General features: G+C 63.5%; 20 protein-coding genes. 19 read left to right on the top strand and 1 reads right to left on the bottom strand.

Going from position 1 to position 16,730, the window contains the following annotated elements; translation table 11 throughout:
* Position 1 precedes the first annotated feature (1 nt).
* The 19 genes from AC1TXO_RS06445 to recX all read left to right on the top strand — a co-directional run bounded on the left by AC1TXO_RS06445 (position 2) and on the right by recX (position 15,276).
* Positions 2-613, top strand: a complete 612-nt coding sequence (locus AC1TXO_RS06445; protein WP_486405543.1) for a phage tail protein I — start codon at positions 2-4, stop codon at positions 611-613.
* A complete protein-coding gene (locus AC1TXO_RS06450; RefSeq protein ID WP_486405544.1) occupies positions 606-2,732 on the top strand; it encodes a phage tail-collar fiber domain-containing protein in 2,127 nt (708 codons plus the stop codon). Before AC1TXO_RS06445 ends, AC1TXO_RS06450 begins: the two co-directional genes overlap by 8 nt.
* Before the next feature lie 3 nt (positions 2,733-2,735).
* Positions 2,736-3,158 carry a tail fiber assembly protein gene (locus AC1TXO_RS06455; RefSeq protein ID WP_486405545.1) on the top strand — a complete coding sequence of 141 codons (423 nt, stop codon included), beginning with the start codon at positions 2,736-2,738 and terminating at the stop codon, positions 3,156-3,158.
* The gene (locus AC1TXO_RS06460) at positions 3,155-4,054 is read left to right on the top strand and encodes a phage tail protein (RefSeq protein WP_486405546.1); all 900 of its coding nucleotides are present in this window, start codon (positions 3,155-3,157) and stop codon (positions 4,052-4,054) included. The genes AC1TXO_RS06455 and AC1TXO_RS06460 overlap by 4 nt, the downstream gene beginning before the upstream one ends.
* A gap of 7 nt (positions 4,055-4,061) precedes the next feature.
* Entirely contained in the window at positions 4,062-4,637 is a 576-nt protein-coding gene (locus tag AC1TXO_RS06465) for a phage tail assembly chaperone (RefSeq protein WP_486405547.1), read from the top strand.
* A gap of 195 nt (positions 4,638-4,832) precedes the next feature.
* Positions 4,833-5,999, top strand: coding sequence for a phage tail sheath subtilisin-like domain-containing protein (locus tag AC1TXO_RS06470; RefSeq protein ID WP_486405548.1), 1,167 nt, complete (start codon positions 4,833-4,835; stop codon positions 5,997-5,999).
* Positions 6,000-6,012: 13 nt separating this feature from the next.
* A complete protein-coding gene (locus AC1TXO_RS06475) occupies positions 6,013-6,522 on the top strand; it encodes a phage major tail tube protein (protein ID WP_486405549.1) in 510 nt (169 codons plus the stop codon).
* A gap of 11 nt (positions 6,523-6,533) precedes the next feature.
* Positions 6,534-6,836, top strand: a complete 303-nt coding sequence (locus AC1TXO_RS06480; RefSeq protein WP_486405550.1) for a phage tail assembly protein — start codon at positions 6,534-6,536, stop codon at positions 6,834-6,836.
* A 604-nt stretch (positions 6,837-7,440) separates the two neighbouring features.
* Positions 7,441-9,258, top strand: a complete 1,818-nt coding sequence (locus AC1TXO_RS06485; protein ID WP_486405551.1) for a hypothetical protein — start codon at positions 7,441-7,443, stop codon at positions 9,256-9,258.
* Positions 9,259-9,273: 15 nt separating this feature from the next.
* A complete protein-coding gene (locus AC1TXO_RS06490) occupies positions 9,274-10,119 on the top strand; it encodes a phage tail protein (RefSeq protein WP_486405552.1) in 846 nt (281 codons plus the stop codon).
* A complete protein-coding gene (locus AC1TXO_RS06495) occupies positions 10,094-10,300 on the top strand; it encodes a tail protein X (protein WP_486405553.1) in 207 nt (68 codons plus the stop codon). The genes AC1TXO_RS06490 and AC1TXO_RS06495 overlap by 26 nt, the downstream gene beginning before the upstream one ends.
* A gap of 40 nt (positions 10,301-10,340) precedes the next feature.
* Positions 10,341-11,375, top strand: a complete 1,035-nt coding sequence (locus tag AC1TXO_RS06500; RefSeq protein ID WP_486405554.1) for a phage late control D family protein — start codon at positions 10,341-10,343, stop codon at positions 11,373-11,375.
* A gap of 32 nt (positions 11,376-11,407) precedes the next feature.
* Entirely contained in the window at positions 11,408-11,638 is a 231-nt protein-coding gene (locus AC1TXO_RS06505) for a Com family DNA-binding transcriptional regulator (RefSeq protein ID WP_486405555.1), read from the top strand.
* Positions 11,604-11,960 (top strand): hypothetical protein, encoded by a 357-nt coding sequence (locus tag AC1TXO_RS06510; RefSeq protein ID WP_063545894.1) that lies wholly within the window; start codon positions 11,604-11,606, stop codon positions 11,958-11,960. Before AC1TXO_RS06505 ends, AC1TXO_RS06510 begins: the two co-directional genes overlap by 35 nt.
* A 69-nt stretch (positions 11,961-12,029) precedes the next feature.
* Positions 12,030-12,578 (top strand): glycoside hydrolase family 19 protein, encoded by a 549-nt coding sequence (locus AC1TXO_RS06515; RefSeq protein ID WP_486405556.1) that lies wholly within the window; start codon positions 12,030-12,032, stop codon positions 12,576-12,578.
* A 26-nt stretch (positions 12,579-12,604) separates the two neighbouring features.
* Positions 12,605-13,072, top strand: coding sequence for a lysis system i-spanin subunit Rz (locus AC1TXO_RS06520; protein WP_486406802.1), 468 nt, complete (start codon positions 12,605-12,607; stop codon positions 13,070-13,072).
* A 59-nt stretch (positions 13,073-13,131) separates the two neighbouring features.
* A complete protein-coding gene (locus AC1TXO_RS06525; RefSeq protein ID WP_486405557.1) occupies positions 13,132-13,614 on the top strand; it encodes a CinA family protein in 483 nt (160 codons plus the stop codon).
* 104 nt (positions 13,615-13,718) lie between these two features.
* Positions 13,719-14,786 carry a recombinase RecA gene (gene recA / locus AC1TXO_RS06530; protein ID WP_486405558.1) on the top strand — a complete coding sequence of 356 codons (1,068 nt, stop codon included), beginning with the start codon at positions 13,719-13,721 and terminating at the stop codon, positions 14,784-14,786.
* A 67-nt stretch (positions 14,787-14,853) separates the two neighbouring features.
* Entirely contained in the window at positions 14,854-15,276 is a 423-nt protein-coding gene (gene recX / locus AC1TXO_RS06535) for a recombination regulator RecX (RefSeq protein WP_486406803.1), read from the top strand.
* A gap of 60 nt (positions 15,277-15,336) precedes the next feature.
* On the opposite strand, the gene AC1TXO_RS06540 is transcribed toward recX, so the two are convergent.
* A complete protein-coding gene (locus AC1TXO_RS06540; protein WP_486405559.1) occupies positions 15,337-16,455 on the bottom strand; it encodes an LOG family protein in 1,119 nt (372 codons plus the stop codon).
* Positions 16,456-16,730 lie beyond the last annotated feature (275 nt).

Here is a 16,730-nt window from a genome sequence, read left to right on the forward strand (position 1 = left end):
CATGCACAGCCTCCTGCCGCTCAACCGCACCCCGCTGGAGCGGGCCATCGAAACGGCTGGCGACGAAGACCTCAAGGTCACCCTGCGCCAGCTCTACAACCCCGACACCTGCCCGGCACACCTGCTGTATCAGCTGGCCTGGGCCTGGTCGGTGGACCGCTGGGACGACAGCTGGAGCGACACCATCAAGCGTTCGGTGATCCGCTCGGCGTTCTTCGTCCACGCCCACAAGGGCACCCTCGGCGCCCTCAGGCGGGTGGTCGAGCCGTTCGGCTACCTCATCGAGGTGCAGGAGTGGTGGCAGGCCCAGCCTGCCGGGGTGCCGGGGACCTTTGCGCTGAAAGTGGGCGTGGAGGACAGCGGCATCGACGAACAGACCTACCAGGAACTGACTCGGCTGATCGAGGACGCAAAGCCGATCAGTCGGCACCTGATCGGGCTGGATATCAGCCTGGAGACTCTCATTCCCGCCTATCAGGCCGTCGCCTTGAACGAAGGCGAACTGCTGGAGGTTTATCCCTGGGAGGCTGCGGATATCGAAGTGCGCCTGGGCGCTTTCAACCTGGTGAACGACCACACCCTGGACTTATTGGACATCTACCTAAATGGCTAACTCGACCACTCAATTCGGTGGGTTCCTGACCAATATCGGTATCGCCCAGCAGGCCAACACGGCTGCGCTGGGCCTGCCCTGGAACATCACTCACATGCTCATCGGCGACGCCGGCGGTGAGCCCTCGCAAACCCCCGACCCGACACCCAAGCCGACCCAGACCACGCTGGTGCGTCAGGTCTATCGGGCGCAACTCAATGCGCTCTATCCATCCCCTGCCGATCCGGGCGTGCTGGTGGCAGAGCTGGTGCTGCCACCCGAGATCGGCGGCTGGTGGATTCGCGAGCTGGCGCTGGAGGATGCCAATGGCAACCTGATCGCCATTGCCAAGCCTGCACCGAGCTACAAGCCGTTGCTGGCGCAAGGGTCCGGACGCACTCAGACCATCCGCATGCACGTGGTGTTCGGCAACGTCGCCAACGTCAACCTCAAGATCGACCCGAGCATCGTGCTGGCCACCCGGGACTATGTAGACAAGGCGCGCGAAGCCGCCGAGCTGTATGCACGCAATCAGCTCAAGGCTCACGTAGAGGCCGCTGACCCGCATCCCCAATACCTGCGTCGTGCCGATGCCGCGAAGGATTCAGGCCCGTTGGCCTGGCTGGGCGACGCGAAGGGCAGCGCGGACGCTCTGGTGCTCGAACTGAAGAGCAGCGAGACGGTGATGACAGCCTATGCCGCAGGTCAGCGCTTCCAGTTCAAGGCTACTGCGACCAATACAGGGGCAGTGACTGTGCGTGTCAACGGACTCGCCGCAGTGGCGGTCAAGAAAGCTGGCACTGGTGGGCTGGTCGATCTGGTCGGGGGCGATATTCGTGCTGGCGCCTTGTACGACCTGAACCATGATGGCACTTATTTCCAGCTTGGTGGTGGCGTCGGCGCGGGCAAGGCGTTCGAGCGCTATTCCTTCGAGGCCTCGGTCGGGCAGACCGTATTCGAGGTCGCACACACCATTGGAAGTACCATCGTCCTGCGCAACGGGCGCGAGGTCACTGATTACCTGTCCGATGGCCAGCGCATCACGTTCATGGCGCCCTGCACGCTCGGGGAGTCGGTGGAGATTCTCGCATTCAGCGCTTTCCAGTCGGCCAACACCTACACCAAGGCCGAGATCCAGGCCCTGTTGAAGACAGCTTCGGCATTGCCGGTCGGCAGTATGTTGCCATTCCCACGCGGTACGGTGCCTGCAGGCTTCCTTGAAGTCGATGGCAGTACCCAGAGCGCGGCGGTCTATCCGGATCTGGCTGCTTATCTGGGCGGCGCGTTCAACAAGGGCAACGAGCAGAGCGGATTCTTCCGGCTGCCCGATTCGCGCGGTGAGTTCCTGCGTGGTTGGGATCATGGGCGGGGGGTAGATGCCGGGCGTGGCCTTGGCAGCTTCCAGGAGGAGTCGTTCAAGTCTCACGAGCACAAAGACATTGGCTTTATCGATAACGTCGGTGCCGGGCCTGGTGCAAGCGGTGTTTCGGGCGCTACTGGGCCTATAACGACACTGTTCGGTAAAGCATATGGCAGCAGCGCTTCGTCTACGGCGAAAGCCTACATCGAAACATCCAAGGGTTCGATCAATGGATCGATTGCTGGTTTGATTTCCGGCAGCACTGGCGGAGATGAAACACGACCTCGTAACCTGGCAGTTATTTGGTGTATCAAGGCCTGGAATACGCCGGTCAACCAAGGGCAGATTGACATCGCGGCGCTGGCTCCACTGGCGGCCCAAGCAACCGAAACGGTACAGGGAACTGCGAAGGTTGCGGTACAGGCCAAGGTAGAGGAAGGCCTGGCAGATGATGTGATTGTCACGCCCAAGAAACTTCGTTGGGGGTTCGCTGCAGTTTTCGCAGATACGGGATATCTGAAACTGCCTGGCTGGTTGGGTGGCTTTGTCATTCAGTGGGGGCAAGTGTCAGTCGCCGCGAACTCCACCGGCAGTTTTTCGTTACCCATAACCTTTCCAAATCAGTTCTATCAAGTGTTCATAAGTGTGAGAGACACCGTGCAGTACGTCTCGACTTCTCCGTTTGGTGGTGCGGTACCGACGACGCTGTCGACATTTGCCGTACGCAACTTCTACACATCGTCCCCGCTTGTTTACTCGTACTTTGCTGTAGGTAGGTAACCGATGATCTTCTATTCAGCTCAAACCCAGGGTTTTTACGACTCCACCGTGTTTGACCGTGCGCGACCTGACGATGCGGTTGAAATTAGTACAACCTTGCATGCCGAACTGATGAGAGGGCAGTCGGCGGGCCTGCAGATAGTTGTTGAAAGCAACGGCATGCCGCGATTGCAAGAGCCTCCCGAAAACGCAGTAGCTGTCGAACGAGGTTGGCGCGATAGCGTTCTCAAGATTGCAGCCGGGGTGCGTGACCGTCACCGCGACCAGTTGGAGATGGCGCTGAATACGACATTGAGTGCTGAGCAGTTCCTCGCATTGCTGGCGTGCCTCCAGACATTGCGCGACTGGCCACAGTCCGCCGCGTTCCCTGATCGCGCTGCACGACCTGTGTTGCCCGATTTCCTGACGTTGGGGACTGAGCAATGAGCCGTGCGGATGATTTGGCCGCTATGGAGCGCGGCATGCTCGCGGTACGCGGGCTCAATAATGTTCCGATTACCGCCAGCAAGGTGCTGGGTGAATATGAGACCGGTGTGGTCCTGGTCGATGCTTCGGCTGGCGCCGTGACCATTACCCTGCCGCCGGCGAAGAAGCCGATGGACGTTCGTGTGCAACGTATCGACAACAGCGGCAACCGCCTGGTGATTCAGGCCTCCGGTGGTGAGTCGATTAAGTTTCATTCCTGGTTGCGCTCAGCAGGTTATCCGTTCTTTGTCATGATGGGCGCTGGGGACTTCTGGCACCTACGCAGCGATAGCGCCGGCGCCTGGGTGCCGCTGGATCGTATGGACACTGGTGCTCTGGGGCGGCCGATCTTTGAGACCACTACCGCGATCAGTCCCGGTGGTTGGGGGTTGCCCAATGGGGCTCTGCTGAACCGGGCTGACTGGCCGTGGCTTTGGGACTACGCGCAGCAGTCCGGCGTCTTAGTGGCCGATGCTGCGCGTGGAGGGATGGAGGGCGGTTGGACTGGCGGCGATGGTATTACCACGTTTCGCCTGCCGGAGTTGCGTGGTGAATTCCTGCGAGTTCTGGATGAGGGACGAGCGCTCGACTCAGGGAGAATCGTCGGTAGTCGACAGAAGGGCACCTTGGCTGTAGCGGACACAACGGGAGTGGTGGATGGTCGAGTTGCAGCGACGCCCGGTATTGATGCGGGTGGCACTGTCGGTGATCTTGGAATGGACGGCATTTCACCTAGCGACTACCCGTACTCCGTATATGTCGTTGGGGCAACTGCGTCGCTACCTGCAGCTGTCACGATCGCTGGGGCTACTCGACCTAGAAACATCGCTTATCCCGCACGTATAAAGCTGATCTGAGGTGAACATGCATTTCTATATGATCAATCCTTCGGGCGTATTGAGTGGTCCCGTTGTGCTGCCTGAGGTACCTGGCCTTGGGACCCAGGTGCCGGCCAATGTCATCGCCCTGGACGAGTCGCTGGGCCCGGCGGCCACCGGTATGGTGTGGGCCGTCTTGGATTGCCAGGCGCCGGTACAAGTCAAGGATGCGCGTGGTCTGTACTACCACACCGACACCGGTGCCCAATTCATCCAAAGCGAACTGGGCCCGCTGCCCGACGGCTTGACCGCCGAACCACGCCCCGACCTCTTCCATACCTGGGACGGCGCCCAGTGGGTCGCGGACTCGACGGCCTTGGCAGCGCACCATACCGCCTCCGAGCGTACTTGGCGCGACGGCGAAATCGCAATCCACGAATGGCTGGTTTCGCGCCATCGCGCCGAGATCGACCTGCAGCGCGCAACCACACTCTCTTCCGAGCGCTTCCGCACGCTGCTGGAGTACCTGCAAGCCCTGCGCGACTGGCCTGCCGCCGCGGCCTTCCCGATAAGTGCCGAGCGACCCGTGGCGCCATCCTGGCTTGCCGAACTCACCCCCTGAAGCCCCGCACTGTCGGGGCTTTTTGTGGCCTGGCGATGAGTGTTGTGCAGGCTTGAGATCGCGCGCCGCTGGCGGCGCATCGCGGGGCAAGCCCGCTCCTACAGGGAGTGTGGGGCCCCTCCTAAAACACCGCTTCACCCCCAGGCCCTGCACTCCCAGCAGGGCCTTTTCATATCTGACCTGGAGACAACCTACATGAGTGGATTCTTCCACGGCGTCACCGTAACCAACGTAGACACCGGCGCCCGCAACATCGCACTGCCGTCGTCCTCGATCATCGGCCTGGTCGACACCTTCACCGAAGGTGCCGGTGTCACGGCCAAGGCCAACGACCTCGTCCTCATCACCAGCGAGCGTGACGCGGTAGCCGCCTTCGGCGCCGATGCGGCGATCACCAAGGCCTGCCGCGCCATCTACAGCCGCGCCAAGGCGGTCATCGTCGCTTGCGGCGTGGCCAAGCTCGAAGAGGCGGCCGAGCAGACCGCTGCGATCATCGGCAACGTGCAGGCCGACGGCAAGCGCACCGGCCTGCAGGCACTGCTCGACGGCAAGAGCCGTTTCAACGCCCAGCCGCGCCTGCTGGTCGCCCCCAAGCACAGCGCCACCCAGGCAGTCGGGACCGCGCTGGTGGCATTGGCCGACAAGCTGCGCGGCATCGCCATCATCGACGGCCCTGGCAGCACCGATGAAGCCGCGCTCGCCTACGCCAAGAACTTCGGTGCCAAGCGCGCCTTCCTGGTAGATCCGGGCGTGCGCTACTTCGACACTGCTGCCGAGGCCACCGTCGATGCGCCCGGTTCGGCCTGGGTTGCCGGCCTGTTCGCCTGGACCGATCGCGAGTATGGCTTCTGGGCCTCGCCCTCGAACAAGGAGTTCGTCGGCATCACCGGCACCAGCCGCCCGGTGGAGTTCCTCGATGGCGACGACAGCTGCCGCGCCAACCTGCTGAACAACGCCAACATCGCCACCATCATCCGCGATGACGGCTTCCGCCTGTGGGGCAACCGCACCCTGTCCAGCGATCCGAAGTGGGCCTTCGTCACCCGCGTGCGGACCATGGACATCGTCATGGACGCGATCCTCTACGGCCACAAGTGGGCCGTCGACCGCTCCATCACTGCCACCTACGTCAAGGACGTCACCGAGGGCCTGCAGGCCTTCATGCGCGACCTCAAGAACCAGGGCGCGATCATCAACTTCGAGGTCTTCGCCGACCCGGAGCTGAACACCGCCAGCCAGCTGGAGCAGGGCAAGGTGTACTGGAACATCCGCTTCACCGACGTACCGCCTGCCGAAAACCCCAATTTCCGCGTCGAAGTCACCAACCAGTGGCTGACCGAAGTCCTCGATTCCGCCGCTTAAGGAGCGCATCTACATGGCAATGATTCCCGAAACCCTGGCCAACCTGAACCTGTTCGTCGACGGTGTGAGCTTCCAGGGCGATGTACCCAGCCTGACCCTGCCCAAGCTGACCCTGAAAATGGAAGAACACCGTCCCGGTGGCATGGACATGCCGGTCGAGATGGACCTGGGCATGGAGAAACAGGAAGCGGCCTTCACCACCACCGGCGTGCGCCGCGAGTCGCTGAAGTTCTTCGGCCTGGCCGACGGCACCGCCTTCAACGGCACGTTCCGCGGCGCCTTCAAGGGCCTCAAGGGCCAGATCAACCCGGTCATCGTCACCCTGCGCGGCTCGCTCAAGGAAATCGACATGGGCGACTGGAAATCCGGCGACAAGGCCGAGATCAAGCACAGCGTCGCACTCACCTACTACAAGCTCGAGGTCGACGGTCGGCTGGTCTACGAGATCGATGCCCTGGGCATGCGGCGGGTAATCGAGGGTGTCGATCAATTGGCCACGCAGCGTGCTGCGCTGGGCCTGTAAGGGAGGTGTTCATGGCTCAGGAAAATCGCCAGCCCGAGTGGCTGAACGTTGCAGCCGACCGCGTCACGGTGCGTCTGTCGCGACCGAGCGAGGCCAACGGCGTGCAGGTCAACAGCCTGTCGCTGCGTGCCCCGACGGTGCGTGACATGCGCAACGCCCAGGCCGGCGGCGCCAGCGATGACGAACAGCGCGAGCTGAACCTCTTCGCTTCGCTGGCCGAAGTCGGCATCAAGGACCTCGAAGGCCTCACCCTGAAGGACTACGGCCGCTTGCAGGCCGGGTATTTTCGCCTGGTGCAGGACGACGAGGTTTGACCCGGCCCGGCAGAAGGCCGCCGCAAGGCGGCTGGCCAAGGAGCTGAACTTTTCCGCGAGCGAAATCATGGCCATGTCGTTCAGCGACATGGTCTGGTGGCTTGCGGATTGAGAGGAACAACGGATGGCGAACAAACCAGAGATTGCCCTGGGGGAAGCCGTCGCATCTCGCTCGGCTTTCCCTGGCGCGCTCGATGACTATCGCGCCAGGTTCACCGATCATTGGGCGCCTTACGGCAAGGCGCTGCAATCGCTTTCATCACCGGTGGCGGTCTGGCGACCAGGCCCTTATCCATCGGTCCTGCCACCGCTGTCGAACTGGGAAGGCATCGCCCCGACGCTTGAGCTCCCGCCGTCACCCTTGACTGGGCAAGGCTGGCGCGCATCAAGCTCGCCTTCGGTGGAGTTACCCGCTCAGATCGTATATGCGTACCCTCAGCCTCAGCCTCAGCCTCAGCAGCCTCGGCCTAGCGCTGATTCAGCTTCACGGCCGAGTCTTGATGCTCCTGAAGCCCGGCAGGGTGTGGTGTCGGGGGAGGGCGAAGCGGTTTCTTCTGCCTCTGCCGATCCCACGCCAAGCCGGACCACAGCCCGTACCCGGGCAGTGGCTGCGACCCGGGAGGCTGCCTACGGAGCCAAGCTGGATCTGGCGCTGAAGCTCTTCCATACCACCTCCACCGCCACCACGGCGAAGGAGCAGGCAGTGGGCTACCTCAGTGCGATTGGGTCGACAGTTGGCACCTTGGGTGGCAAGGCATTGGGAGCGGCTGTGCCGCACTGGGGCCAAATGGCCGCGGAGGTGAGCGGGATCGCCCTCGGGATGGCCGGTGACAAGTTGGGCGCCAGGGTCGGCGCCTACATCACGAATCCCGGGCCGGAGACAGCGAAGGGCGAAACCCCATCAACTCCCACATCGACTCAGCCCAAACCCGAAGTGGATCCTTACTCGACGATGACGGGTTCGGTGAAGGATGCGCTGACGACTGCTGCGGTGGTAGGCGGGGGATATGCCGGCTGGGAAATGGTCAAGCGGCGGTACGCCACCCCGGGTGCCATGGCAGCGAACGTCAAGGGCGTCGCAGAGAACCTCAAGGCGCTGAAAATACCGGTGGCTTCGATGTTCATCGAGGCTGGCGCCAAGGCCGCCTATACCTATGGCACGGCGCAAACCCGTGAGGATAAATGGAGTGGTTACGGGGGCGCGGCCGGAGGGCTGATCCTCGGTGGCGCGCTGGGTGCGGCCGGATCGTTGCTTGGACCGGTCGGTACCACGATAGGGATGTCGGTCGGCAACTTTCTAGGCGACCAGGTCGGGTCGGCGGTTGGCAGGTACTTGGCCACTCGCTACCAGGAGCCTTCGCCAGCAGAACAGACGTCTGTCGCTCGCGGCAGACCTCGGCGAAGGTTGCCGGAAAAGGCCAACGGTACTTCACAGGAGCAGGACCCGGAACGTGGCAGATCATCGGGGCCGCCGTCTCCTTTGCGGCTGCCGGGGCTCATGGCGCAAATTTCCGCTGCGGCTGGTGCGTCTTCGCAACAGCAGCCGTCGATGTTGGCGCTGCCAGGCTCGACTCCTGACAGCGCCGCCATGGGCAGGGCGCTTGTCAGGGATCTGATGAAGCCTCCCCAGCGCGAAGGAAAGCCGGCAAGTGCAGCGGCGAGACAAGGGACTGCGGCGACCACTGCAGAACCTGCTCCATGGCAATCAGTGACCCCTGATTTCTCGCTGCTCCCTGGTGTCGTGCCTTCCATCGGATTCGGAACTCATGACGCCAGCCATACGCCTGCCGCTTTGGCGATCGAGCCGTCACCACCCTCGCAGAAGCCGTCAAGGCCGACTTCTGTGACGGGGTTGCCGAAGGTCACGGTGCAGGCTTCGACCTCTGCAGGCGCAGCGGTGACGGACAGGGTTGCGACATCGTCCGGGGGGGAGCCGAGCGCGAGCGTCTCTCGCCTGCTGGTCACAAGTGCGATTGGCAAACGGCCACCGCCTGATACCGGCCGTACCCTGACCACCGCGAGTGATCGGCACCCCGGGCATCTGCCAGCCACTGCTCCTGCCCTCGGGTGGCCAGCAGCGGTTCCCGGTTTTTCGGCAATGCCAGGTCTCGCCCCGTTGCCCATTCGCTTTGCGCCTGCAGTAGAGGTGCAGATGCCTGCCACGCAGCTGTCAGTGCCGCCGCAAGCCAGCGTCCTGCCAGATGCCCCGACACCGGCCCAACCGGTCATTGCCGGCGGATCCGCTCCGGGATCGGCTGGTCAGCCGATCAGCTTCACCACCAACATCCCCATCACGCTGCAAGGCGCCGCTGTCGCACACGATCAACTCGCCACCGACCTGGAACTGGCCGTGCGCCGGGTACTGGAAGAACGGCAGAGAGCCGACGAAGCGCGCCTGGCAGACCCTCTACGACAATTTTGAACCGGAGGGACATTCATGACCTACCTGGAGCAGTTGCAGGCTGCACTGCATGCACTGGTCAAGGCGGGCGAGGAGGGGCGTCGGCGTGCCGGCGCCATGCTCGACCCGATGAACCAGGCCGTGGACCACATCAAGGAGGCTGCGGCCGAACTCGAAGCGTTGCCCTGGATCGGCCCGGCCATCGGCAAGCGCCTGCAACGCACCCTGCGTGCCATCGACTCGGCGCAGGGGCGCGTCAACAAGGTGATTGCCCGCTACGACAAGACCGTCGACGAAGTGCGCAAGGTGCAGGAGCGTGTCGAGGTCTTTTCCGAGCACCTGGGCAAGGCTGGTGCGGCGATCCGCAAGGTTATGGGCGATGCCCGTGCAATTGCTGGCGGCGTGCTCGAGACCTTTGGCTTCGCGCCACTGAGCACGCCGGCCGCCGAAGCGATCAAGCCGTTCCCGCACCTGCTGGTGCTGCAGCCGCTGAAGGCCAATGCCGCACCTTACTACTTCAACCTCGACACTGCCGCCTTCGACCAGTTGCGCCGCCAGACCCGCTATCGCTGGGCTGCGCAGGAACGCCTGGGCCGCGACAGCGCACAGCAGGCCGTCGCCCAGGGCGAGGAGACGATCAGCATCCGTGGTGCGATCTTCCCCAATTTCAAGGGTGGCCTGGGGCAGCTGCAGACCCTGCGCAGTATCGGGCAGCAACTGCTGCCCCTGAGCCTGACCACGGGGTATGGCGAGGTGCTCGGCAATTGGTGCCTGACCAGTATCGACGAAGACCAGAGCAATCTGCTGGCCGGCGGCATCCCGCGTAAACAGGGTTTTTCACTGGAGTTCAGCCGCTATGGCGAAGACCTGCAAAACGTCTGACGGCGACCTGCTCGACACCCTCTGCCAGCACTACTACGGCCACCTCAACCGCACGGTCGAAGCCGTGCTGGAGGCCAATCAAGGGCTGGCTGACGAAGACCAGCCGCTGCGCGCCGGGGTGATGATCCTGCTGCCGGACCTGCCCACCACCACGGTCAGCAGCGTGCAGCTGTGGGACTGATTCCAGGGCCGTATCCACACCGACAACGGAGACATGAGTCATGCAACCCGTCTTCAGCATCAACGCCGATGGCAAGGACATCACCGCCCTGATCAACGACCGCCTGTTGCTGCTGCGCACCACTGACAAACCCGGCATGGAGTCGGATACGTTCGAGCTGCGCATCGACGCCCGCGACGGCGCCCTGGCCCTGCCGGCCCGTGGCGCGGTGCTGGAAGTGCACCTCGGCTACGCCGGGCAGCCGCTGACGCTGCTGGGGCGCTTCACCGTCGATGAAGTCGAGCTGTCCGGGCCGCCGGACACCCTGGTGATCCGCGGCAAGGCCAGCGACCTGTGCGGCAGTGGCAGAACCATCCGCAGCGGCAGCTGGGAGAATGTCCCGCTGCAACGCATCATCGCCGAGATCGGCGCGCGCAACGGCTGGCAGGCGATCTGCCCGGTCACCCTGAACGTGCCGCGTATCGACCAGTACAGCGAGTCCGACTTCAACTTCATCACCCGCCTGGCCCGCCAGTACGACTGCACCGCCAAGCTCGCCAACGGCCAGTTGCTGGTGCTGCCGCGCCAAGGCGGGCAGAGCGCCAGTGGCAAGGCGCTGGGGCTGGTGACACTGCGGCGCAGCGAGGTCAGCCAATGGCAGTTTCGCTTGGACGACAAGGCCACCCGCAAGGCGGTGCGCGCCCGTCACCAGGACAGTGCCAGCGGTGAGTTGCAGGTGGTCGAGTTGGGCAACGCCGACAGCTCGGGCAGCCAGCGTCCCGTGCATACCGACCGCCACCTGTACCCCAACCGTGCTGCCGCCGAGCAGGCTGCCCGCGCACGTTTGGCCAGCTTCAACCGCGAGACCGCCAGCGTGCGCCTGGACATGCCCGGGCGCACCGACCTGTTCGTCGAGCGCAGCATCGAGGTGAGCGGTTTCGTCGACGGGCTCGACGGCCAGTACCTGATCGACGCGGTCGAGCAGGTGTTCACCACTTCTGGCTGGCGGACCACCGTGCAGTGCAACGGTGGCAAGGCGGGCAAGTCTGTGAACAAGGGCAGCGCACCGGCCAAGGTCGCTTCACTCAAGGCGTGAGCCGGCCTACCCACTCAGCAGAGGATGCGCCCATGTTCGTCGAGTTTCGCTGCGGCCAGTGCAGGAAGCTGCTGGCCCGCATCACTCTCGCTTCCGAGCTCCAGATCAAGTGCGGCCGGTGCCGCACGCTGAATCATGTGAAAGCCACGCGCTTCGAGCCATCGCCTGCGAGCGATTACCCGGCGGAACTATCCGCCGATCAAACTGATAGCAATGGAGAATGTAATCATGTCGCTTACCGCACAGGAAATTCAGGACTGTAAGGCACTGGTCACCAGCATCTGGGGCGCCAGCGTGGCCGCTAACCTCGACTACAACGAGGAGGTGGTGGAAGTGGTGCGTATCACGGTCGAGCAGATCAGCATCTGCTCGCAACGATTGGCCGACTTTTTCTCGGCATTGGTCATCGTCGTGGGTGGCGTCGCGGCCGCGGTGTATTCGCGGATGTGGCTGGTCAAGGGCGCCAAGCGCATCGCAGATGAGATCCAGAATCTCAAGGACGCCAACCTGCAGGCCCGTGCCTGCATCGCCCAGGCCGCAGCGACCTATCGCTCGCCGTTGGAGATGGCGTCGCTGGGCATCTGATACCAACGTGTCGATGTTCCCGAGCCCAGGCATTGCCTGGGCTTTTTTCTTGCGCCAAGGAGGTGCTGCATGCTCACCGAGCGGCAACTCGTTCAGATCTATCCACTCGCCGGCCCTCGTGCCGGCGTCTTTCTCACGCCTCTCAACGAAGCCATGGCCCGTTGGGAAATCGATCATCCCAAGCGCGTCGCCGCCTTTCTCGCCCAGGTCGGACATGAGTCCGGCCAATTGCGTTATGTGAAGGAGCTGGGCAGCGACCGCTACCTGTCGCGCTACGACACAGGTCCCCTGGCCCTGCGCCTGGGCAACACACCTGAGGCTGACGGCGATGGCCAGCTGTATTGCGGCCGCGGCCTGATCCAGGTCACCGGGCGCAACAACTACCAGGCCTGCAGCCGTGCGCTGTTCGGTGACGAGCGGTTGCTGGCGCAACCCCAGCTACTCGAGCAGCCGCGCTGGGCCTGCGAGTCGGCGGCCTGGTTCTGGCAGTCGCGCGGGCTCAATGCCCTGGCCGACCGCGGCGAATTCAACCGCATCACCCGACACATCAACGGTGGGCTCAATGGCCTGGATGAGCGCCTCAAACTCTGGGCCAGGGCCCGGGAGGTTCTGTGCTGAGCCGTTGGCAGCTCGGTGCGTGCCTGATGCTCATGCTGTTGTCGGCGGCACTGGCCTGGCAGGTCCAGGCCTGGCGCTACGAGCGTCTGCTCGCCGAGTCGGACACGCTGCAGGCGCAGCAGCGGGTGGAGCAGGCCGAGGTGCTCAACGACCAGCTGCTCGCCGAGCGCGAACAGCGCCAGGCGCTCGAGCAACGTCTGCACGACAGTGAATCCAGCCATTTCCAGGAGCTTAGCGATGCGCAACAGAATCAGGCTCGGCTGCGTGATCGCCTTGCTACTGCCGATCTGCGGCTGTCGGTCCTGGTCGAGCGCGACGCCGCCTGTTCCACAATGCCTGCCGCCACCGGCGCCGGCGGCGTGGATCATGGCGCCGTACGCGCCCGACTTGACCCGGCGCATGCTCGACGAATTATCGCCATCAGCGACGACGGCGACCGGGGGCTGATCGCCCTGCGCGCCTGCCAGGCGTATATCCGCGCGCTGGCGCGGTGAGTCCTTGCCTGGGCGGATGAGGGTGGTAGGGTAGTGCGCAGTCATGCATGGAGCCTGTCATGGACCCGATCACCGCACTTTCCACCCGCCTGGGCGAACACCTGCGTCGTTTCAATGCGCAGGTAACCACCGCCGAGTCCTGCACCGGCGGTGGCATCGCCGAGGCGATCACCCGCATTCCCGGCAGCTCGGCCTGGTTCGAGGCCGGTTATGTCACTTATTCAAACGCCCAGAAAACCCGTCAGCTTGGTGTCCCCGAGGCACTGTTCACGCAGGTTGGCGCGGTCAGCCAGGAGGTGGTCGAGGCCATGGTCCGCGGTGCCCAGGCCGCCAGCGGTGCGCGATTCGCCGTGGCGGTCAGTGGTGTCGCCGGGCCGGACGGTGGCTCCGTGGCCAAACCGGTGGGTACCGTGTGGCTGGCCTGGGGCGATGGAGCCCGCGTGATCAGCGAGCGCCGCCACTTCGAGGGCGACCGCGAGGCGGTGCGTCGACAGACGGTGATCGCCGCGTTAGACGGCTTGTTACAGCTTGGTGCCGAGTAAATCGCTCGACGGGGGTTTGCGGAAACGAATCCCTGTGGAATAATACTGGCTACTTATACAGGTATTCCGGCCATCAGGGCCACGTCGAACACGTGAGGATTTCAATGGACGACAACAAGAAGCGCGCCTTGGCTGCGGCCCTGGGTCAGATCGAACGCCAATTCGGCAAAGGCGCAGTCATGCGCATGGGCGATCACGAACGCCAGGCCATCCCGGCCATCTCCACCGGCTCGCTGGGCCTGGACATCGCCCTGGGCATCGGCGGCCTGCCGAAAGGCCGTATCGTCGAGATCTACGGCCCGGAATCCTCGGGCAAGACCACGCTGACCCTGTCGGTCATCGCCGAAGCCCAGAAGAACGGCGCCACCTGCGCATTCGTCGACGCCGAGCACGCCCTGGACCCGGAGTACGCCGGCAAGCTGGGCGTCAACGTCGACGACCTGCTGGTCTCGCAGCCTGACACCGGCGAGCAGGCCCTGGAAATCACCGACATGCTGGTGCGTTCCAACGCTGTCGACGTGATCATCGTCGACTCCGTGGCTGCCCTGGTGCCCAAGGCCGAGATCGAAGGCGAAATGGGCGACATGCACGTTGGCCTGCAGGCCCGCCTGATGTCCCAGGCGCTGCGCAAGATCACCGGTAACATCAAGAACGCCAACTGCCTGGTCATCTTCATCAACCAGATCCGTATGAAGATCGGCGTGATGTTCGGTAGCCCGGAAACCACCACCGGCGGTAACGCCCTGAAGTTCTATGCCTCCGTCCGTCTGGACATCCGCCGCACCGGCGCGGTGAAGGAAGGCGATGAAGTGGTCGGCAGCGAAACCCGTGTCAAGGTTGTCAAGAACAAGGTTTCCCCACCTTTCCGTCAGGCCGAGTTCCAGATCCTCTACGGCAAGGGCATCTACCGTAACGGCGAGATCATCGACCTGGGCGTTTCCCAGGGCCTGGTCGAGAAGTCCGGCGCCTGGTACAGCTACCAAGGCAACAAGATCGGTCAGGGCAAGGCCAACGCTGCCAAGTACCTGCAGGAAAACCCGGCGATCGGTTCGGAAATCGAGAAGCAGATCCGCGAAAAGCTGCTGACCTCCGGTGCTGTCGCTGCTGCTGGCAAGGCAGCCGCTGCGCAAGCTGATGCCAGCGATGTGGCTGATGCCGAAGCCGGTTATTGATACCGCTGGCTGACTGTTTATGTCGTCCGTCGTACTCGACACCCCCGTCGCCGTTCGGCGGACTGCCATGGACCTGCTCGCACGCCGCGAGCACGGTCGTGTCGAGCTGACACGCAAGCTGCGTCAGCGCGGTGCCACGGATGAGCTGATCGAGCCTGCGCTCGATCGGCTGGCCGAGGAGGGGCTACTCAGCGAAGCCCGCTATCTGGAAAGCTTCATCTCCTATCGTTCCGGCGCTGGCTATGGTCCTGCGCGCATTCGCGAAGACCTCAGCCAGCGAGGGCTGAACCGGAGCGATATCGATCAGGCGCTGCGCGAAAGCGGTGTCGACTGGTCGGCCCGCCTGCGGGATGTCTGGCAACGCAAGTTCGCCGGGCAACGGCCTCACGACCCGCGCAGCCGCGCGCAGCAGACGCGCTTTCTCGCCTACCGTGGTTTCTCCATGGACATGATCGGTCGGCTGCTCAGCGGACGCGACCTCGATGATTGACGGCCAGTACGGCTGATCCGGCAGATGCCTGCCGGGTCAGCCGTACTGGCCGTTTTTCGTTCAGCCGACTTTCAACGCTTCCCGCGCATGCTGGGTGGTGTGCATGGGCTGGGATTTGGCCCAGTTTTCCGGCAGGTTGATGAAATCCACCAGCTCACGCAGGCGCCCCTGATCACGGCCGCTGAAGGCGAAGGTCAGGCGCGTCAGGTGGCTGAAGCTCCCCACTTCATGTTCTGCGCCGCTGTCGGGCTGCTGATGGTATTTGCCGCTCAGGCGCAGGTCGGCAAAATTCTCCTGTATGTCCGCCAGCGCAGCGTCGCTCAGTGGATGCAGCATGCGGATCACGAACTGGTTCTTCAGCCAGCGGCTGGAGTGGTAGTTGCTGTAGAACTGGCGGATCTCGTCGACGGCCTCGTCGGCGCTATGCACCAGGCGCACCAGGTTCAGATCGCTGGGCAGGATGTAGCGGTTTTCCTGCAACTGGCGACTGATGAAGTTCAAGGCGTCCTGCCAGAAGCTGCCGCCAGGCGAGTCCAGCAGCACCACGGGCACCAGCGGGCTCTTGCCGGTCTGGATCAGCGTCAGCACTTCGAGGGCTTCGTCCAGCGTGCCGAAGCCTCCCGGGCAGAGCACCAGTGCGTCGGCTTCCTTGACGAAGAACAGCTTGCGAATGAAGAAGAAGTGGAAGGGCAGCAGCTTGTCGGTGCCGTCCACCGTGGCATTGGCGTGCTGCTCGAACGGCAGGGTGATGTTGAACCCCAGGCTGTTTTCGGCACCGGCACCTTCGTGGGCGGCTGCCATGATACCGCCACCGGCACCGGTGATGACCATCAGCTCGGCGCGTGCGAGTGTGGCGCCCAGCTCTCGGGCCAAGGCGTACATGGGGTGTTCCTGAGGCGTGCGGGCCGAGCCGAATACCGTGACCTTGCGCCGCCCCTTGTAGCGTTCGAGGGTGCGGAAGGCGTGGTCCAGTTCACGCAGGGCCTGCAGGGTGATCTTGGCATTCCAGCGGTTGGTGTCGTCGCTGGCCATGCGCAGGACGGTCAGCATCATGTCGCGGTAAAGGGGCAGGTTGGGGCTGTCGGGGGCCACCAGTTGCAGTTGCTCGTCAATCCTGCCCAGGTCGACTCCCTGGTCGCTGAAGTGCTTGGACAGCAGTTCATTCGGTAGGTAAGGCATTCAACGTCTCCTTCTGCAGCAAAACCTCTGACCGGTCGATGGGGATTACCGGCCACGACACTGCGTGTGTCGCTGGCTGCTGTGGCTCGAGTGTGCATCCCGAGCATTGCAGTAGGCCTTCAAGGCCGTGGTGCAGTGGCTTTTGTCCATCCTGTCTGTTGTGGTTGCGCTGACGTCTTGGCGCGACAGCCTCCAGTGCCTGTCGGAAAACGCCTGTCGTTCGCTTTCAATCTAGACGCTGGCGCACGATCGTGCCGGATCGCTGCTGCTAAACC

This window comes from Pseudomonas sp. FA117 (genome assembly GCF_057370475.1).